The organism is Haemophilus aegyptius, from assembly GCF_900475885.1.
In the GTDB taxonomy this organism is placed as follows: Bacteria; Pseudomonadota; Gammaproteobacteria; order Enterobacterales; family Pasteurellaceae; genus Haemophilus; species Haemophilus influenzae.
Genome location: NZ_LS483429.1, coordinates 433765 through 448786, shown reverse-complemented (window position 1 = coordinate 448786; position 15022 = coordinate 433765). Strand labels below are relative to the sequence as shown.

Below are 15022 nucleotides of genomic sequence, written 5' to 3'. Positions count from 1 at the left end.
CAAGGCGAAAAGAAAATGCTACAATCGCACGTTCTTATGGCATTATTTTTACATTTCCATTTAAAACGGATTCAATTCTATGGCAACCGAAATTGTTGATAAAAAGAAAAATACGCAAGAAGTGATCGTTGAAGGCAAATCTAAAGGTTTAAATACATTCCTTTGGGTTTTAGTTGTGATCTTTTTTGCTGCTGCGGCAATTGGGAATATTTATTTCCAACAAATCTATTCTTTACCGATTCGTGTTATTGGTATGGCTATTGCATTAGTCATTGCATTTATTTTAGCGGCAATTACTAATCAAGGAACAAAAGCACGCGCGTTCTTTAATGACTCTCGTACAGAAGCGCGTAAAGTCGTATGGCCAACCCGTGCTGAAGCACGTCAAACAACATTGATCGTTATCGGGGTAACAATGATTGCTTCTCTCTTCTTTTGGGCAGTAGATTCGATTATTGTGACAGTGATTAATTTCTTAACTGATTTGAGATTCTAAAATGACTGAAGAAACAACAGTATCAAAAAAACGTTGGTATGTATTACAAGCGTTTTCTGGCTTTGAAAGTCGTGTAGCTCTAACTTTACGTGAATACATCAAACAACAACAAATGGAAGATCAATTTGGTGAAGTTTTAGTGCCAACTGAAGAAGTGGTGGAAAATGTAGCAGGTAAACGTCGCAAAAGTGAACGTAAATTTTTTCCAGGTTATGTACTTGTAGAAATGGAAATGAATGATGAAACTTGGCATCTAGTAAAAAGTGTGCCAAGAGTGATGGGTTTTATCGGTGGTACACCAGATAAACCTGCACCTATTTCCAAACGTGAAGCGGATACTATTTTAAATCGTCTTGAACAAAATACTGATAAACCTCGTCATCGTAATGAATATCATCCGGGTGAGGAAGTTCGTGTGACTGAAGGGCCATTTGCTGATTTTAATGGTACAGTAGAAGAAGTGGATTATGAAAAAGGTCGCTTAAAAGTGTCTGTATCAATCTTTGGCCGTGCTACACCAGTTGAGCTTGAATTTGGTCAAGTTGAAAAAATACACTAAGAAATGATTAAAATATAACCGCACTTTTGTAGTGCGGTTTTTTGTTTTTAATGTTTGTTGAAACAGCATAAAAGAGTGTTTTTATACGCAAAATTTGTTGTTATTTCACAAATTAGGTAGAATAATCCCATATTTATGTAAGGATTAAAAATGAAAACAAAGGCAATTTTGACCGCACTTTTGGGTGCCATTGCACTAACAGGTTGTGCAAATAACAACGACACGAAACAAGCGAGTGAGCGTAATGATTCCCTTGAAGACTTCAATCGAACAATGTGGAAATTTAACTATAATGTTATAGATCGCTATGTGCTAGAACCCGCTGCAAAAGGTTGGAATAACTATGTACCTAAGCCGATTTCTTCTGGTCTTGCTGGCATCGCAAATAATCTTGATGAGCCAGTCAGTTTCATAAACCGCTTAATTGAAGGTGAACCGAAAAAAGCATTTGTTCACTTTAATCGCTTTTGGATTAACACTGTATTTGGACTAGGTGGTTTTATTGATTTTGCGAGCGCAAGCAAAGAATTACGCATAGATAATCAACGTGGATTTGGGGAAACTTTAGGTAGCTACGGCGTAGATGCTGGCACTTATATTGTGCTACCGATTTATAATGCAACAACGCCACGCCAATTAACGGGTGCTGTGGTTGATGCGGCTTATATGTATCCATTCTGGCAATGGGTTGGTGGCCCATGGGCATTAGTGAAATATGGTGTGCAAGCAGTGGATGCCCGTGCGAAAAATCTCAATAATGCAGAATTGTTACGTCAAGCTCAAGATCCATATATCACGTTCCGAGAAGCTTATTACCAAAATTTACAATTTAAAGTAAACGATGGGAAATTAGTCGAAAGCAAAGAATCACTTCCCGATGACATACTAAAAGAAATTGATTAATAAACAGAAAAGTGCGGTAAAAATTACCCAGTTTTTATCAACTAAGGAGAAAATGATGACTCAAATTATTCATACTGAAAAAGCACCGGCAGCCATTGGCCCTTATGTTCAAGCGGTTGATCTTGGCAATTTAGTTTTAACCTCAGGGCAAATTCCAGTGAATCCTGCAACAGGCGAAGTGCCAGCTGACATCGTTGCACAAGCACGCCAATCTTTAGAAAACGTGAAAGCGATTATCGAGAAAGCAGGTTTAACCGCAGCCGATATTGTAAAAACAACGGTTTTCGTGAAAGATCTTAATGATTTTGCTGCGGTTAATGCAGAATACGAACGTTTCTTTAAAGAAAATAATCATCCTAACTTCCCTGCTCGTTCTTGCGTAGAAGTTGCGCGTTTACCAAAAGATGTGGGATTAGAAATTGAAGCGATTGCTGTAAGAAAATAATTTTCTGTTTGGTAATCCCTGCTTAAAAGTGCGGTCATAAACTCGCATGTTTTAGACCGCACTTTTTGTTTATCTGCTGATAGCAAAAATTTTACATTACACCTTGAATTTTTTGTGAATTTTCCCCACTAAGGAAATACTTAACCCTAACTTTGAGAGAACACATTATGATGCGTATTCTTCTTTTCTTGGCAACCAATATGGCAGTAATGCTGGTATTAGGTATTATTTTAAGTGTGACTGGTATTGCAGGAAATAGCATCGGCGGTATTTTAATTATGGCTTTGCTATTTGGTTTTGCTGGTTCATTAATTTCCTTATTCCTGTCTAAAACGATGGCATTACGTTCTGTGGATGGAGAGGTGATTACTCAACCTCGTAATCAAACTGAACGTTGGTTAATTGATACCGTTAGTCGCCAAGCGCAGAAAGCGGGTATTCCCATGCCAGACGTGGCGATTTATCATTCTCCCGATGTGAATGCTTTTGCGACAGGCGCGACAAAAAGCAATTCTTTGGTGGCAGTGAGTACGGGATTATTAAACAACATGACGGAGGCTGAAGCTGAAGCTGTTTTAGCGCACGAAATTTCCCATATTTCCAATGGGGATATGGTGACGATGGCGTTATTGCAAGGCGTATTAAATACTTTCGTGATTTTCTTATCGCGCGTTATTGCAACGGCGGTAGCAAGTTCGCGTAACAATAATGGAGAAGAAACGCGCAGTTCAGGTATTTATTTCTTGGTTTCGATGGTATTGGAAATGCTCTTTGGTGTACTTGCAAGTATTATCGCAATGTGGTTCTCGCGCTACCGCGAATTTCGTGCAGATGCAGGTTCCGCAAGTTTAGTAGGCAAAGAAAAGATGATTATGGCATTGCAACGTTTGCAACAACTTCACGAACCCCAAAATCTTGAAGGTTCTTTAAATGCCTTTATGATTAATGGTAAACGCAGTGAACTCTTTATGAGCCATCCACCACTCGAAAAGCGTATTGAAGCCTTACGTAATCTTTAAAAAATTATAAAAAATCGACCGCACTTTAATGAGGTCGATGTTTTATTTTCCTCTTTTCACCCAATATTTGAACGGGGGCTTTTCCACTTCACATTGCAGTAATGTGTGATCCATAAATTGACAGAAACTTGGAATATCTCTTGTTGTTGCAGGATCGTCAGCAATAATCAAAAGTATTTCTCCATCGTTAAGATGACGAATATTTTTACGAACAAGCATGACAGGTTCTGGGCAACGTAATCCTAAAGTATTTAGGGTTTGTGTGACGGAAATTTCAGACATATTCTTTTTTCTTTTGAAAAACAGAGCCATATCATACCGCACTTACGGCAAAATTTCGACAAATCCCAGTCATCAGTGATAGACTAGTGTCATTGAAATTACCTTGAAAAAAGAAATGGCGGAATACCTCGTTCCTAAAAGTGCGGTTGTTTTTGAAGAAGAAATTAAGAAAAGCCGTTTTATTACTTATTTACAGCACACCGAAGGTTTAGAAGACGCAAGAGCTTTTTGGGCAAAGATTAAACAAGAACATCCAAATGCTCGGCATCATTGTTGGGCTGCCGTAGCAGGCAAGCCAACAGATTCTCTACAACTTGGTTTTTCTGATGATGGCGAACCTGCTGGAACGGCAGGAAAGCCAATGTTGAGTGCATTGCAAGGCAGTCAATTAGGTGAAATCAGTGCGGTGGTGGTTCGCTATTATGGCGGTATTTTGCTTGGAACGGGCGGATTAGTTCGTGCTTACGGCAATGGTGTTCAACAAGCGTTAAAGCTGGTTGAAAGCGAAATTAAAGTTGAACGAACCCTTTTCAAACTTGATTGTGACTATGGTCAGTTAAGGTTGGTTCAACAACTTTGTGAAAAATATCAGGTTGAGATTTTATCTCAAGGTTTTCAGGCAAATATTCATTTGATTTTAGGTATTAGTGAAAAAACAATAGAGGCGTTTTCTTCAGAATTAACGGAAAAGTCTTCAGGTAGATTAGTTATTCAACTTTTAGAGATAGGCGAATAGTTGTGCGTATTTTATCGATTATCCGAATTATTGGTATTCTTGTGATGTGTTTTTCAGGTACGATGCTAGTTCCTGCATTTGTTGCTCTGATTTATGGTGATGGGGGCGGCAAGGCATTTATGCAGGCTTTTATGTTGAGCTTGACAGCGGGCACATTGCTTTGGTGGCCATGCCATCACCATAAACAAGAATTACGATCCCGTGATGGTTTTTTGATTGTTGTGGCTTTTTGGTTAGTTTTAGGAAGCCTGGCAACATTGCCTCTTTTATTGTTCGATTCACCACATTTAACTATTGCTTCAGCCGTATTTGAAGCATTTTCTGGCTTAACTACTACTGGTGCAACGGTAATGACGGGGCTGGATAATTTACCTAAATCTATTTTGTTTTATCGTCAGTTTTTACAATGGTTAGGTGGTATGGGGATTATCGTATTGGCTGTGGCGATAATTCCGCTGTTGGGAATTGGTGGGACACAATTATATCGAGCAGAATCTTCAGGCCCTCTTAAAGATCAAAAATCTTTGCCTAAAATTTCAGAAGTGGCGAAAGCTCTATGGATTATTTATGCTTCATTAACTGTTCTTTGTGCCATTGCATATTGGCTATCAGGAATGAATCTTTTTGATGCCATTGGGCATAGTTTTTCAACAATTTCAAATGGCGGATTTTCAACGCACGATGCAAGTATTGGCTATTTTAATCAAGCTTCCATTTATTGGGTTACAACAATTTTTATGCTGATTGGTGGTGTTAATTTTAGTTTACATATTTCCGCTTTTCTTGCACTAGGTAAAAGAAATATTTGGCGAAATTATTGGAAAGATCCCGAATTTCGTTTTTTTCTAACGATGCAAATTATTTTTATTGGTATTGTATCTCTATCTTTATATAGTTACGGTTTAGTTTCAGATATGAACGAGGCTGTAACAAAAGGTGCATTACAATTAACATCAATGTCAATGACTGCTGGTTATACGATTTTTGATATTGATAATCTTCCGCCTTTTATTGGACTTTTACTGGTAATTTCTGCGGTAATTGGCGGTTGTGGCGGTTCAACAACTGGGGGATTAAAAGCGATACGGACACTTATATTGTGGAAACAAATCGATCGAGAACTGCATAGTTTAATCCATCCAAATTTAGTACAACCAATTCGAATAGGTAAAAATCGTCTAGCACCAAGAATGATAGAAAGTATTTGGGCATTTTTCATTATTTTTATACTAGTTTATTGGGGGTGTGTTTTTGCTGTTATTCTTTGTGGAATGAATGTTTTTGATGCGATGGGGGCAGTATTCGCCACATTAACGAATGCAGGACCGGGACTTGGTTTTATTCACGAAAGTTTTATTGGTGTTCCAGAAAGTGCTAAATTAGTCTTTAGTTTTGCTATGATCTGTGGACGTTTAGAAATGTTTTCATTAATCGTGCTATTTATTCCAAGCTATTGGAAAAAATAATTTTTGAAAAATTATTGTATTTTTGACCGCACTTTTTAATGAAATGTTTATATTTCCATCAAAAGATCATTTTTTTAAATATTTTTACAAAAAAGTACTTGCAAGGGATTTGAAAATCCCTATAATGCACCGCACACAACGACGCACTGTTGTGAAGTTTTTTAAGTTTCCAAGTGCGTCGTTCTTTTTTGCTCTTTAACAATATATCAGACAATCTGTGTGGGCACTTGTTGATTGACTTGTTTTAAAAATATTTTTTAATTTTGAAGTCTTAATAGGTGCTTAACTGAAAATTCATTATTACTTTTTTAAGTAGTGTTTTATTTATAGCTAAGCAGTTTATTGAGCGATTGAACTTGAATTGAAGAGTTTGATCATGGCTCAGATTGAACGCTGGCGGCAGGCTTAACACATGCAAGTCGAACGGTAGCAGGAGAAAGCTTGCTTTCTTGCTGACGAGTGGCGGACGGGTGAGTAATGCTTGGGAATCTGGCTTATGGAGGGGGATAACGACGGGAAACTGTCGCTAATACCGCGTAGTGTCGAGAGACGAAAGTGCGGGACTGAGAGGCCGCATGCCATAGGATGAGCCCAAGTGGGATTAGGTAGTTGGTGGGGTAAAGGTCTACCAAGCCTGCGATCTCTAGCTGGTCTGAGAGGATGACCAGCCACACTGGAACTGAGACACGGTCCAGACTCCTACGGGAGGCAGCAGTGGGGAATATTGCGCAATGGGGGGAACCCTGACGCAGCCATGCCGCGTGAATGAAGAAGGCCTTCGGGTTGTAAAGTTCTTTCGGTATTGAGGAAGGTTGATGTGTTAATAGCACATCAAATTGACGTTAAATACAGAAGAAGCACCGGCTAACTCCGTGCCAGCAGCCGCGGTAATACGGAGGGTGCGAGCGTTAATCGGAATAACTGGGCGTAAAGGGCACGCAGGCGGTTATTTAAGTGAGGTGTGAAAGCCCTGGGCTTAACCTAGGAATTGCATTTCAGACTGGGTAACTAGAGTACTTTAGGGAGGGGTAGAATTCCACGTGTAGCGGTGAAATGCGTAGAGATGTGGAGGAATACCGAAGGCGAAGGCAGCCCCTTGGGAATGTACTGACGCTCATGTGCGAAAGCGTGGGGAGCAAACAGGATTAGATACCCTGGTAGTCCACGCTGTAAACGCTGTCGATTTGGGGGTTGGGGTTTAACTCTGGCGCCCGTAGCTAACGTGATAAATCGACCGCCTGGGGAGTACGGCCGCAAGGTTAAAACTCAAATGAATTGACGGGGGCCCGCACAAGCGGTGGAGCATGTGGTTTAATTCGATGCAACGCGAAGAACCTTACCTACTCTTGACATCCTAAGAAGAGCTCAGAGATGAGCTTGTGCCTTCGGGAACTTAGAGACAGGTGCTGCATGGCTGTCGTCAGCTCGTGTTGTGAAATGTTGGGTTAAGTCCCGCAACGAGCGCAACCCTTATCCTTTGTTGCCAGCGACTTGGTCGGGAACTCAAAGGAGACTGCCAGTGATAAACTGGAGGAAGGTGGGGATGACGTCAAGTCATCATGGCCCTTACGAGTAGGGCTACACACGTGCTACAATGGCGTATACAGAGGGAAGCGAAGCTGCGAGGTGGAGCGAATCTCATAAAGTACGTCTAAGTCCGGATTGGAGTCTGCAACTCGACTCCATGAAGTCGGAATCGCTAGTAATCGCGAATCAGAATGTCGCGGTGAATACGTTCCCGGGCCTTGTACACACCGCCCGTCACACCATGGGAGTGGGTTGTACCAGAAGTAGATAGCTTAACCTTTTGGAGGGCGTTTACCACGGTATGATTCATGACTGGGGTGAAGTCGTAACAAGGTAACCGTAGGGGAACCTGCGGTTGGATCACCTCCTTACCCAAGACGAGAGACAGCGAGTGCTCACACAGATTGGCTGATAGTTGTAGACAAATGAGCAGAAGAAAACATTACCCTTGGGTCTGTAGCTCAGGTGGTTAGAGCGCACCCCTGATAAGGGTGAGGTCGGTGGTTCAAGTCCACTCAGACCCACCACTCTGAGAGTGGATAAGGGCGTAATGGTCAATCATTTATTATAAAAATATTAAGTAATTAATATAATAAATGATGAATGATAAATGGGGATATAGCTCAGCTGGGAGAGCGCCTGCCTTGCACGCAGGAGGTCAGCGGTTCGATCCCGCTTATCTCCACCACTTATCATCGTTAAGTAAATTAGAAAAGGACAAATTAATAAAGTATTAAGGTAGTGATTAAGCTATTTTAAATATTAGGTTATTTTATTCTTAGTTTTAAGTTTAATTTTAAATTTAATTTTGTTTTAGTTTATTTAACGATGATAACTGAAAAGTTTTATCAACTGTTCTTTAAAAAATTGGAAACAAGCTGAAAACAAGAGATTTTCGAGAGAAAGTCTGAGTAGGCAAGACAGGAAAGTGAAAAGAGGGAACTGAGAAGGAAACTCTAAAAACAAACCCTGTTTTGCATAAAATCTTGATTGAACAAAAGCAATCAAGTGTTTAGTTAAATGAAAATACGCATCAAATTGACCTCACTTTGAAGTGAAAACGTAAAGTGGTTGAAAACATTTGAGGTTGTATAGTTAAGTGACTAAGCGTACAAGGTGGATGCCTTGGCAATCAGAGGCGAAGAAGGACGTGCTAATCTGCGAAAAGCTTGGATGAGTCGATAAGAGGCGTTTAATCCAAGATATCCGAATGGGGAAACCCAGTAGATGAAGAATCTACTATCAACAAGTGAATTCATAGCTTGTTGAGGCAAACCGGGAGAACTGAAACATCTAAGTACCCCGAGGAAAAGAAATCAACCGAGATTTCGTCAGTAGCGGCGAGCGAAAGCGAAAGAGCCAGTAAGTGATAGCAATATAGTTAGGAGAATGTGTTGGGAAGCACAATCAAAGAGGGTGATAATCCCGTATCTAAAAACCATATTGTGGTACTAAGCTAACGAGAAGTAGGGCGGGACACGTGATATCCTGTTTGAAGAAGGGGGGACCATCCTCCAAGGCTAAATACTCCTGATTGACCGATAGTGAACCAGTACTGTGAAGGAAAGGCGAAAAGAACCCCGGTGAGGGGAGTGAAATAGAACCTGAAACCTTGTACGTACAAGCAGTGGGAGCCCCATCACTTAATCCGATTGGAAGGTGATGAAAAGCAACCGCACTTAAACAATGGTAAGAGGAGCGAAGCGAGTCAAACCACCCAAAAGAAGCAGTGGGATTAAGTGATGGGGTGACTGCGTACCTTTTGTATAATGGGTCAGCGACTTATATTTTGTAGCGAGGTTAACCGAATAGGGGAGCCGAAGGGAAACCGAGTCTTAACTGGGCGTTGAGTTGCAGGGTATAGACCCGAAACCCGGTGATCTAGCCATGGGCAGGTTGAAGGTTGGGTAACACTAACTGGAGGACCGAACCGACTAATGTTGAAAAATTAGCGGATGACTTGTGGCTGGGGGTGAAAGGCCAATCAAACCGGGAGATAGCTGGTTCTCCCCGAAATCTATTTAGGTAGAGCCTTGAGGTGACACCTTTGGGGGTAGAGCACTGTTTCGGCTAGGGGTCCATCCCGGATTACCAACCCGATGCAAACTACGAATACCAAAGAGTGATACTCAGGAGACACACGGCGGGTGCTAACGTCCGTCGTGGAGAGGGAAACAACCCAGACCGCCAGCTAAGGTCCCCAAGTCTATATTAAGTGGGAAACGAAGTGGGAAGGCTTAGACAGCTAGGATGTTGGCTTAGAAGCAGCCATCATTTAAAGAAAGCGTAATAGCTCACTAGTCGAGTCGGTCTGCGCGGAAGATGTAACGGGGCTGAAATATAGCACCGAAGCTGCGGCATCAGGCGTATCACTAATACGCCTGTTGGGTAGGGGAGCGTTGTGTAAGCGGATGAAGGTTCATCGAGAGGTGGGCTGGACGTATCACAAGTGCGAATGCTGACATAAGTAACGATAAAACGGGTGAAAAACCCGTTCGCCGGAAGACCAAGGGTTCCTGTCCAACGTTAATCGGGGCAGGGTAAGTCGGCTCCTAAGGCGAGGCTGAAAAGCGTAGTCGATGGGAAACAGGTTAATATTCCTGTACTTGGTAAAGCTGCGATGTGGGGACGGAGTAGGTTAGGTTATCGCACTGTTGGATATGTGCGTTTAAGTTGGTAGGTGGGAAGTTTAGGCAAATCCGGACTTCCTTAACACAGAGAGATGATGACGAGGCTCTACGGAGCTGAAGTAACTGATACCACACTTCCAGGAAAAGCCACTAAGCGAAAGGCTTTACTAAACCGTACTGAAAACCGACACAGGTGGTCAGGTAGAGAATACTCAGGCGCTTGAGAGAACTCGGGTGAAGGAACTAGGCAAAATAGCACCGTAACTTCGGGAGAAGGTGCGCCGGCGTAGATTGTAAGGGCTAGCCCCTGAAGGTTGAACCGGTCGAAGTGACCAGCTGGCTGCAACTGTTTATTAAAAACACAGCACTCTGCAAACACGAAAGTGGAGGTATAGGGTGTGATGCCTGCCCGGTGCTGGAAGGTTAATTGATGGTGTCATCGCAAGAGAAGCACCTGATCGAAGCCCCAGTAAACGGCGGCCGTAACTATAACGGTCCTAAGGTAGCGAAATTCCTTGTCGGGTAAGTTCCGACCTGCACGAATGGCATAATGATGGCCAGGCTGTCTCCACCCGAGACTCAGTGAAATTGAAATCGCCGTGAAGATGCGGTGTACCCGCGGCTAGACGGAAAGACCCCGTGAACCTTTACTATAGCTTGACACTGAACATTGAATTTTGATGTGTAGGATAGGTGGGAGACTAAGAAGATGATACGCCAGTATTGTTGGAGTCGACCTTGAAATACCACCCTTTAACGTTTGATGTTCTAACGAAGATTGCGGAACGTGGTCTCGGACAGTGTCTGGTGGGTAGTTTGACTGGGGCGGTCTCCTCCCAAAGCGTAACGGAGGAGCACGAAGGTTTGCTAATCACGGTCGGACATCGTGAGGTTAGTGCAATGGTATAAGCAAGCTTAACTGCGAGACAGACAAGTCGAGCAGGTACGAAAGTAGGTCATAGTGATCCGGTGGTTCTGAATGGAAGGGCCATCGCTCAACGGATAAAAGGTACTCCGGGGATAACAGGCTGATACCGCCCAAGAGTTCATATCGACGGCGGTGTTTGGCACCTCGATGTCGGCTCATCACATCCTGGGGCTGAAGTAGGTCCCAAGGGTATGGCTGTTCGCCATTTAAAGTGGTACGCGAGCTGGGTTTAGAACGTCGTGAGACAGTTCGGTCCCTATCTGCCGTGGGCGTAGGATGATTGATTGGGGCTGCTCCTAGTACGAGAGGACCGGAGTGGACGCATCACTGGTGTTCCAGTTGTCTCGCCAGAGGCATTGCTGGGTAGCTAAATGCGGAAGAGATAAGTGCTGAAAGCATCTAAGCACGAAACTTGCCAAGAGATGAGTCATCCCTGACTTTAAGTCAGTAAGGGTTGTTGTAGACTACGACGTAGATAGGTCAGGTGTGTAAGTGTAGTGATACATTGAGCTAACAGATACTAATTGCCCGAGAGGCTTAACTATACAACGCTCAAGTGTTTTTGGGAGCTAAGTGAAGTAAGAGATGAAAAGCGAAGCAAATAAAAGTAGAGCGGAAACCGAAGTAAAAGACTAAACAAAGAAAAGTAAATATAGAAGACTTAATAGAAAGGAAATTGAGTTCAGCTTGTGACCAATAAGAACGAGTGAAAGGTAGAGTAAAGACTGAGTAACGAGAGATAAAAGAGACGAGAGATAAAAGAGAAGACGAGTTATCAAAGAATTATCCTGGCGGCGATAGTGCGGTGGACCCACCTGAGACCATACCGAACTCAGAAGTGAAACGCTGTAATGCCGATGGTAGTGTGGGGTTTCCCCATGTGAGAGTAGGGCACCGCCAGGTTATCAAATACTTATCTAAGTTAAATAAAAACAGAAGAACCCCGTGTCGAAAGATGTGGGGTTTTAGCTTTTGGGAATCTACTCATTATTTAATCAAATAAGAGTCTAATTTTAATTTTCAATAAGTAAGTGATTTTTCAACTCATATGAAGTCACATTCCTATAAATGTTTTATTAGCTGTGCTATAATCCCGCTAAAATTCTACCCTTAAAAACAAGAGAAATTATGACCGCACTTAATGTATTAATTTATCCTGATGATCACTTAAAGGTTGTCTGTGAGCCTGTTACTGAAGTTAATGATGCAATTCGTAAAATTGTTGATGATATGTTTGATACGATGTATCAAGAGAAAGGTATTGGTTTAGCTGCACCTCAGGTGGATATTTTGCAACGTATTATTACTATTGATGTTGAAGGCGATAAACAGAATCAGTTTGTTTTGATTAACCCTGAAATTTTGGCTTCTGAAGGCGAAACGGGAATTGAAGAGGGGTGTTTATCCATTCCAGGGTTCCGTGCGTTGGTTCCTCGTAAAGAAAAAGTGACAGTGAGAGCATTAGATCGTGATGGTAAAGAATTTACTTTAGATGCGGATGGTTTGCTTGCGATCTGTATTCAACACGAGATCGATCATCTTAATGGAATTTTATTTGTTGATTATCTTTCCCCACTTAAACGCCAACGTATTAAAGAAAAATTGCTGAAATATAAAAAACAAATTGCGAAACAATAAGATTCTTATTCTTAATTAAAGTGCGGTTGATTTTAACCGCACTTTTTCCTATCAATCACCATAACGTAGAACATTATGAAATCACTTAATATTATTTTTGCTGGTACGCCAGATTTTGCTGCACAGCATTTACAAGCCATTCTAAATTCTCAACATAACGTGATCGCTGTTTATACGCAATCTGATAAACCAGCTGGTCGCGGTAAGAAATTGCAAGCAAGTCCTGTCAAGCAACTTGCTGAGCAAAATAACATCCGAGTTTATCAACCTAAATCCTTATTTAAAGAAGAAGCACAGTCCGAATTAAAAGCGTTAAATGCAGATGTAATGGTTGTTGTGGCTTATGGATTAATTTTACCGAAAGCTGTATTAGATGCCCCTCGTTTGGGTTGTTTGAATGTGCATGGTTCTATTCTTCCACGTTGGCGAGGTGCAGCACCAATTCAGCGTTCAATTTGGGCTGGCGATGTACAAACGGGTGTAACCATTATGCAAATGGATGAAGGTTTAGATACAGGTGATATGTTACATAAAATCTATTGTGATATTTTACCGACTGAAACTTCAACGAGTCTTTATAACAAACTCGCCGAGCTTGCTCCATCAGCATTAATCGATGTTTTAGATAATCTTGAAAACAGTAAATTTATAGCGGAAAAACAAGATGGCAGCCAAAGTAATTATGCAGAAAAACTTTCCAAAGAAGAGGCACAATTAGATTGGTCACTTCCTGCAATGCAACTTGAGCGTAATATCCGCGCTTTTAATCCTTGGCCAATTGCCTATTTTTTAACAGAAGACAAGGATGGCAATGCACAAATTTTAAAAGTGTATCAAGCGGAAGTGTTGCCTCATCAAGATAAACCAGCGGGAACTATTTTAAGTGCGGATAAAAATGGCATTCAAATTGCGACTGTCGATGGCGTCTTAAAATTATTGCAATTACAACCTGCAGGTAAAAAGCCTATGTCTGCACAAGATTTATTAAATGGCCGTGCAGAATGGTTTACTATTGGTAAGGTGCTTGCATAATGAAAAAATTTTCTTCTAAAACTATCAAAGTAAAAAATTCAGTAAAAATGACCGCACTTTCGACCAGGGCTATTGCAGCAAACTTAATTTTGCAAGTATTGGATGAGGGCAAATCATTGTCAGCGTTAATTCCAGAAGTGCAACTTTCTGTAAAAGCTCAAGATTTGCCTTTACTACAAGAAATTTGTTTTGGCGTGTGTCGAGTATTGCCTCGCTTAGAGCAAATTATCAAACGTGTTGTGGAGAAGCCGCTTAAAGGTAAAACTCGTATTGTTCATTGCCTGTTACTTGTAGGGTTATACCAATTGCTTTATATGCGAGTGCCTGCTCATGCGGCAGTTGATGAAGTTGTGAACGCAACAAAATCATTAAAATCTGATAGTTTTAGAGGATTAGTGAATGCGGTTTTGCGTAGATTTTTACGTGAGCAAGATGAAATTTTGGCAATTATCGATAAAAATTGGCAAACGCTTCACCCTGAATGGTTCGTGAATAAATTAAAAAAAGCCTATCCGAATTGGCGTGAGATCATTGAGGCGAACAATCAGAAACCACCAATGTGGATACGAGTGAATTCACAAAAAAACGCCCTCGAAACTTACCGCTCTTTACTTGAAGAACAAGGTGTTTCTTCGAAAACAAGCCATCATCCTAATGCGCTATGTTTAGATATACCGATTGCTGTGCAAAAATTACCGCACTTTGAAGAAGGGGCGGTTACGGTGCAAGATTTGAGTGCTCAATGGGCGGCAACGTTGCTTGAGCCAAAAAATGAGGAGTGGATCCTCGATGCTTGTGCGGCACCAGGCGGTAAGACGACCCATATTTTAGAACTGGCACCTCAAGCTAATGTGATTGCATTAGATGTAGAATCTCATCGCTTAAAACGAGTAGAAGAAAATCTTGCACGTTTAAATCAGCAAGCGATAGTGGTGTGTGGTGATGCGAGTAAACCTGACGAATGGTTAGCTGAAATCGGTAAAAGTGCGGCGAAATTTGACCGAATTTTACTTGATTCCCCTTGTTCTGCAACGGGAGTGATTCGCCGCCACCCTGATATAAAATGGTTACGCAAAGAAACCGATATCGCTCAGCTCGTTGAATTACAGAAGAAAATTTTGAGTGCGCTTTGGGAAAAACTGAAGCCAAACGGTGTTTTGCTTTATGCGACTTGTTCTGTATTGCCAGAAGAAAATTGCGAACAAATCCAAGCATTTTTAAATGCTCACACGGATGCGGAGTTATTGTCATTGCCCTTTAGTGATGATAAAAGTGCGGTGGGTTTTCAATTCATTCCGCAACCAAATAGTGGCGATGGGTTCTATTATGCGAAATTGCTTAAACGAGCATCATAAAGGAGG

General features: G+C 41.6%; 11 protein-coding genes, 2 tRNA genes and 3 rRNA genes. 15 read left to right on the top strand and 1 reads right to left on the bottom strand.

From position 1 onward, the window contains the following. The first annotated feature begins 79 nt into the window (after window positions 1-79). The 5 genes from secE (at window position 80) to htpX (ending at window position 3422) form a co-directional block, all read left to right on the top strand. Window positions 80-496, top strand: coding sequence for a preprotein translocase subunit SecE (gene secE / locus DQN49_RS02440; protein WP_005658616.1), 417 nt, complete (start codon window positions 80-82; stop codon window positions 494-496). A 1-nt stretch (window position 497) separates the two neighbouring features. Beyond that, complete coding sequence (gene nusG, locus DQN49_RS02435) at window positions 498-1055, top strand: transcription termination/antitermination protein NusG (RefSeq protein WP_005648601.1); 558 nt, start codon at window positions 498-500, stop codon at window positions 1053-1055. Between the two features lie 150 nt (window positions 1056-1205). Further along, window positions 1206-1958 (top strand): MlaA family lipoprotein, encoded by a 753-nt coding sequence (locus tag DQN49_RS02430; RefSeq protein WP_006995279.1) that lies wholly within the window; start codon window positions 1206-1208, stop codon window positions 1956-1958. A gap of 55 nt (window positions 1959-2013) precedes the next feature. Further along, window positions 2014-2403 carry a RidA family protein gene (locus DQN49_RS02425; RefSeq protein ID WP_005630808.1) on the top strand — a complete coding sequence of 130 codons (390 nt, stop codon included), beginning with the start codon at window positions 2014-2016 and terminating at the stop codon, window positions 2401-2403. 164 nt (window positions 2404-2567) lie between these two features. After that, the gene (gene htpX, locus DQN49_RS02420) at window positions 2568-3422 is read left to right on the top strand and encodes a protease HtpX (RefSeq protein ID WP_171034777.1); all 855 of its coding nucleotides are present in this window, start codon (window positions 2568-2570) and stop codon (window positions 3420-3422) included. A 42-nt stretch (window positions 3423-3464) separates the two neighbouring features. Here the strand turns inward: htpX and tusA are convergent, their stop codons facing one another. Then, window positions 3465-3704, bottom strand: a complete 240-nt coding sequence (tusA, locus tag DQN49_RS02415; protein ID WP_005661958.1) for a sulfurtransferase TusA — start codon at window positions 3702-3704, stop codon at window positions 3465-3467. A 115-nt stretch (window positions 3705-3819) separates the two neighbouring features. Between tusA and DQN49_RS02410 the strand changes: the two genes are divergently transcribed. The 10 genes from DQN49_RS02410 to rsmB all read left to right on the top strand — a co-directional run bounded on the left by DQN49_RS02410 (window position 3820) and on the right by rsmB (window position 15016). Next, the gene (locus DQN49_RS02410) at window positions 3820-4440 is read left to right on the top strand and encodes a YigZ family protein (protein ID WP_032826248.1); all 621 of its coding nucleotides are present in this window, start codon (window positions 3820-3822) and stop codon (window positions 4438-4440) included. 2 nt (window positions 4441-4442) lie between these two features. Next, on the top strand, window positions 4443-5906 hold the full coding sequence (locus tag DQN49_RS02405) for a TrkH family potassium uptake protein (RefSeq protein WP_006995284.1): 1464 nt from the start codon (window positions 4443-4445) through the stop codon (window positions 5904-5906). A gap of 358 nt (window positions 5907-6264) precedes the next feature. Then, window positions 6265-7804: ribosomal RNA gene (locus DQN49_RS02400) — 16S ribosomal RNA — on the top strand. 79 nt (window positions 7805-7883) lie between these two features. Further along, a tRNA-Ile gene (locus DQN49_RS02395) sits at window positions 7884-7960 on the top strand. Between the two features lie 85 nt (window positions 7961-8045). Continuing rightward, a tRNA-Ala gene (locus tag DQN49_RS02390) sits at window positions 8046-8121 on the top strand. 405 nt (window positions 8122-8526) lie between these two features. After that, window positions 8527-11536 (top strand): 23S ribosomal RNA (locus tag DQN49_RS02385). A 242-nt stretch (window positions 11537-11778) separates the two neighbouring features. Next, window positions 11779-11894 (top strand): 5S ribosomal RNA (gene rrf / locus DQN49_RS02380). Together the 16S, 23S and 5S rRNA genes with 2 tRNA genes alongside form the textbook arrangement of a ribosomal RNA operon. 225 nt (window positions 11895-12119) lie before the next feature. After that, window positions 12120-12629 carry a peptide deformylase gene (gene def / locus DQN49_RS02375; RefSeq protein ID WP_006995286.1) on the top strand — a complete coding sequence of 170 codons (510 nt, stop codon included), beginning with the start codon at window positions 12120-12122 and terminating at the stop codon, window positions 12627-12629. Between the two features lie 75 nt (window positions 12630-12704). Beyond that, window positions 12705-13661, top strand: coding sequence for a methionyl-tRNA formyltransferase (gene fmt / locus DQN49_RS02370; RefSeq protein WP_006995287.1), 957 nt, complete (start codon window positions 12705-12707; stop codon window positions 13659-13661). Further along, a complete protein-coding gene (rsmB, locus tag DQN49_RS02365; RefSeq protein ID WP_006995288.1) occupies window positions 13661-15016 on the top strand; it encodes a 16S rRNA (cytosine(967)-C(5))-methyltransferase RsmB in 1356 nt (451 codons plus the stop codon). Before fmt ends, rsmB begins: the two co-directional genes overlap by 1 nt. Window positions 15017-15022 lie beyond the last annotated feature (6 nt).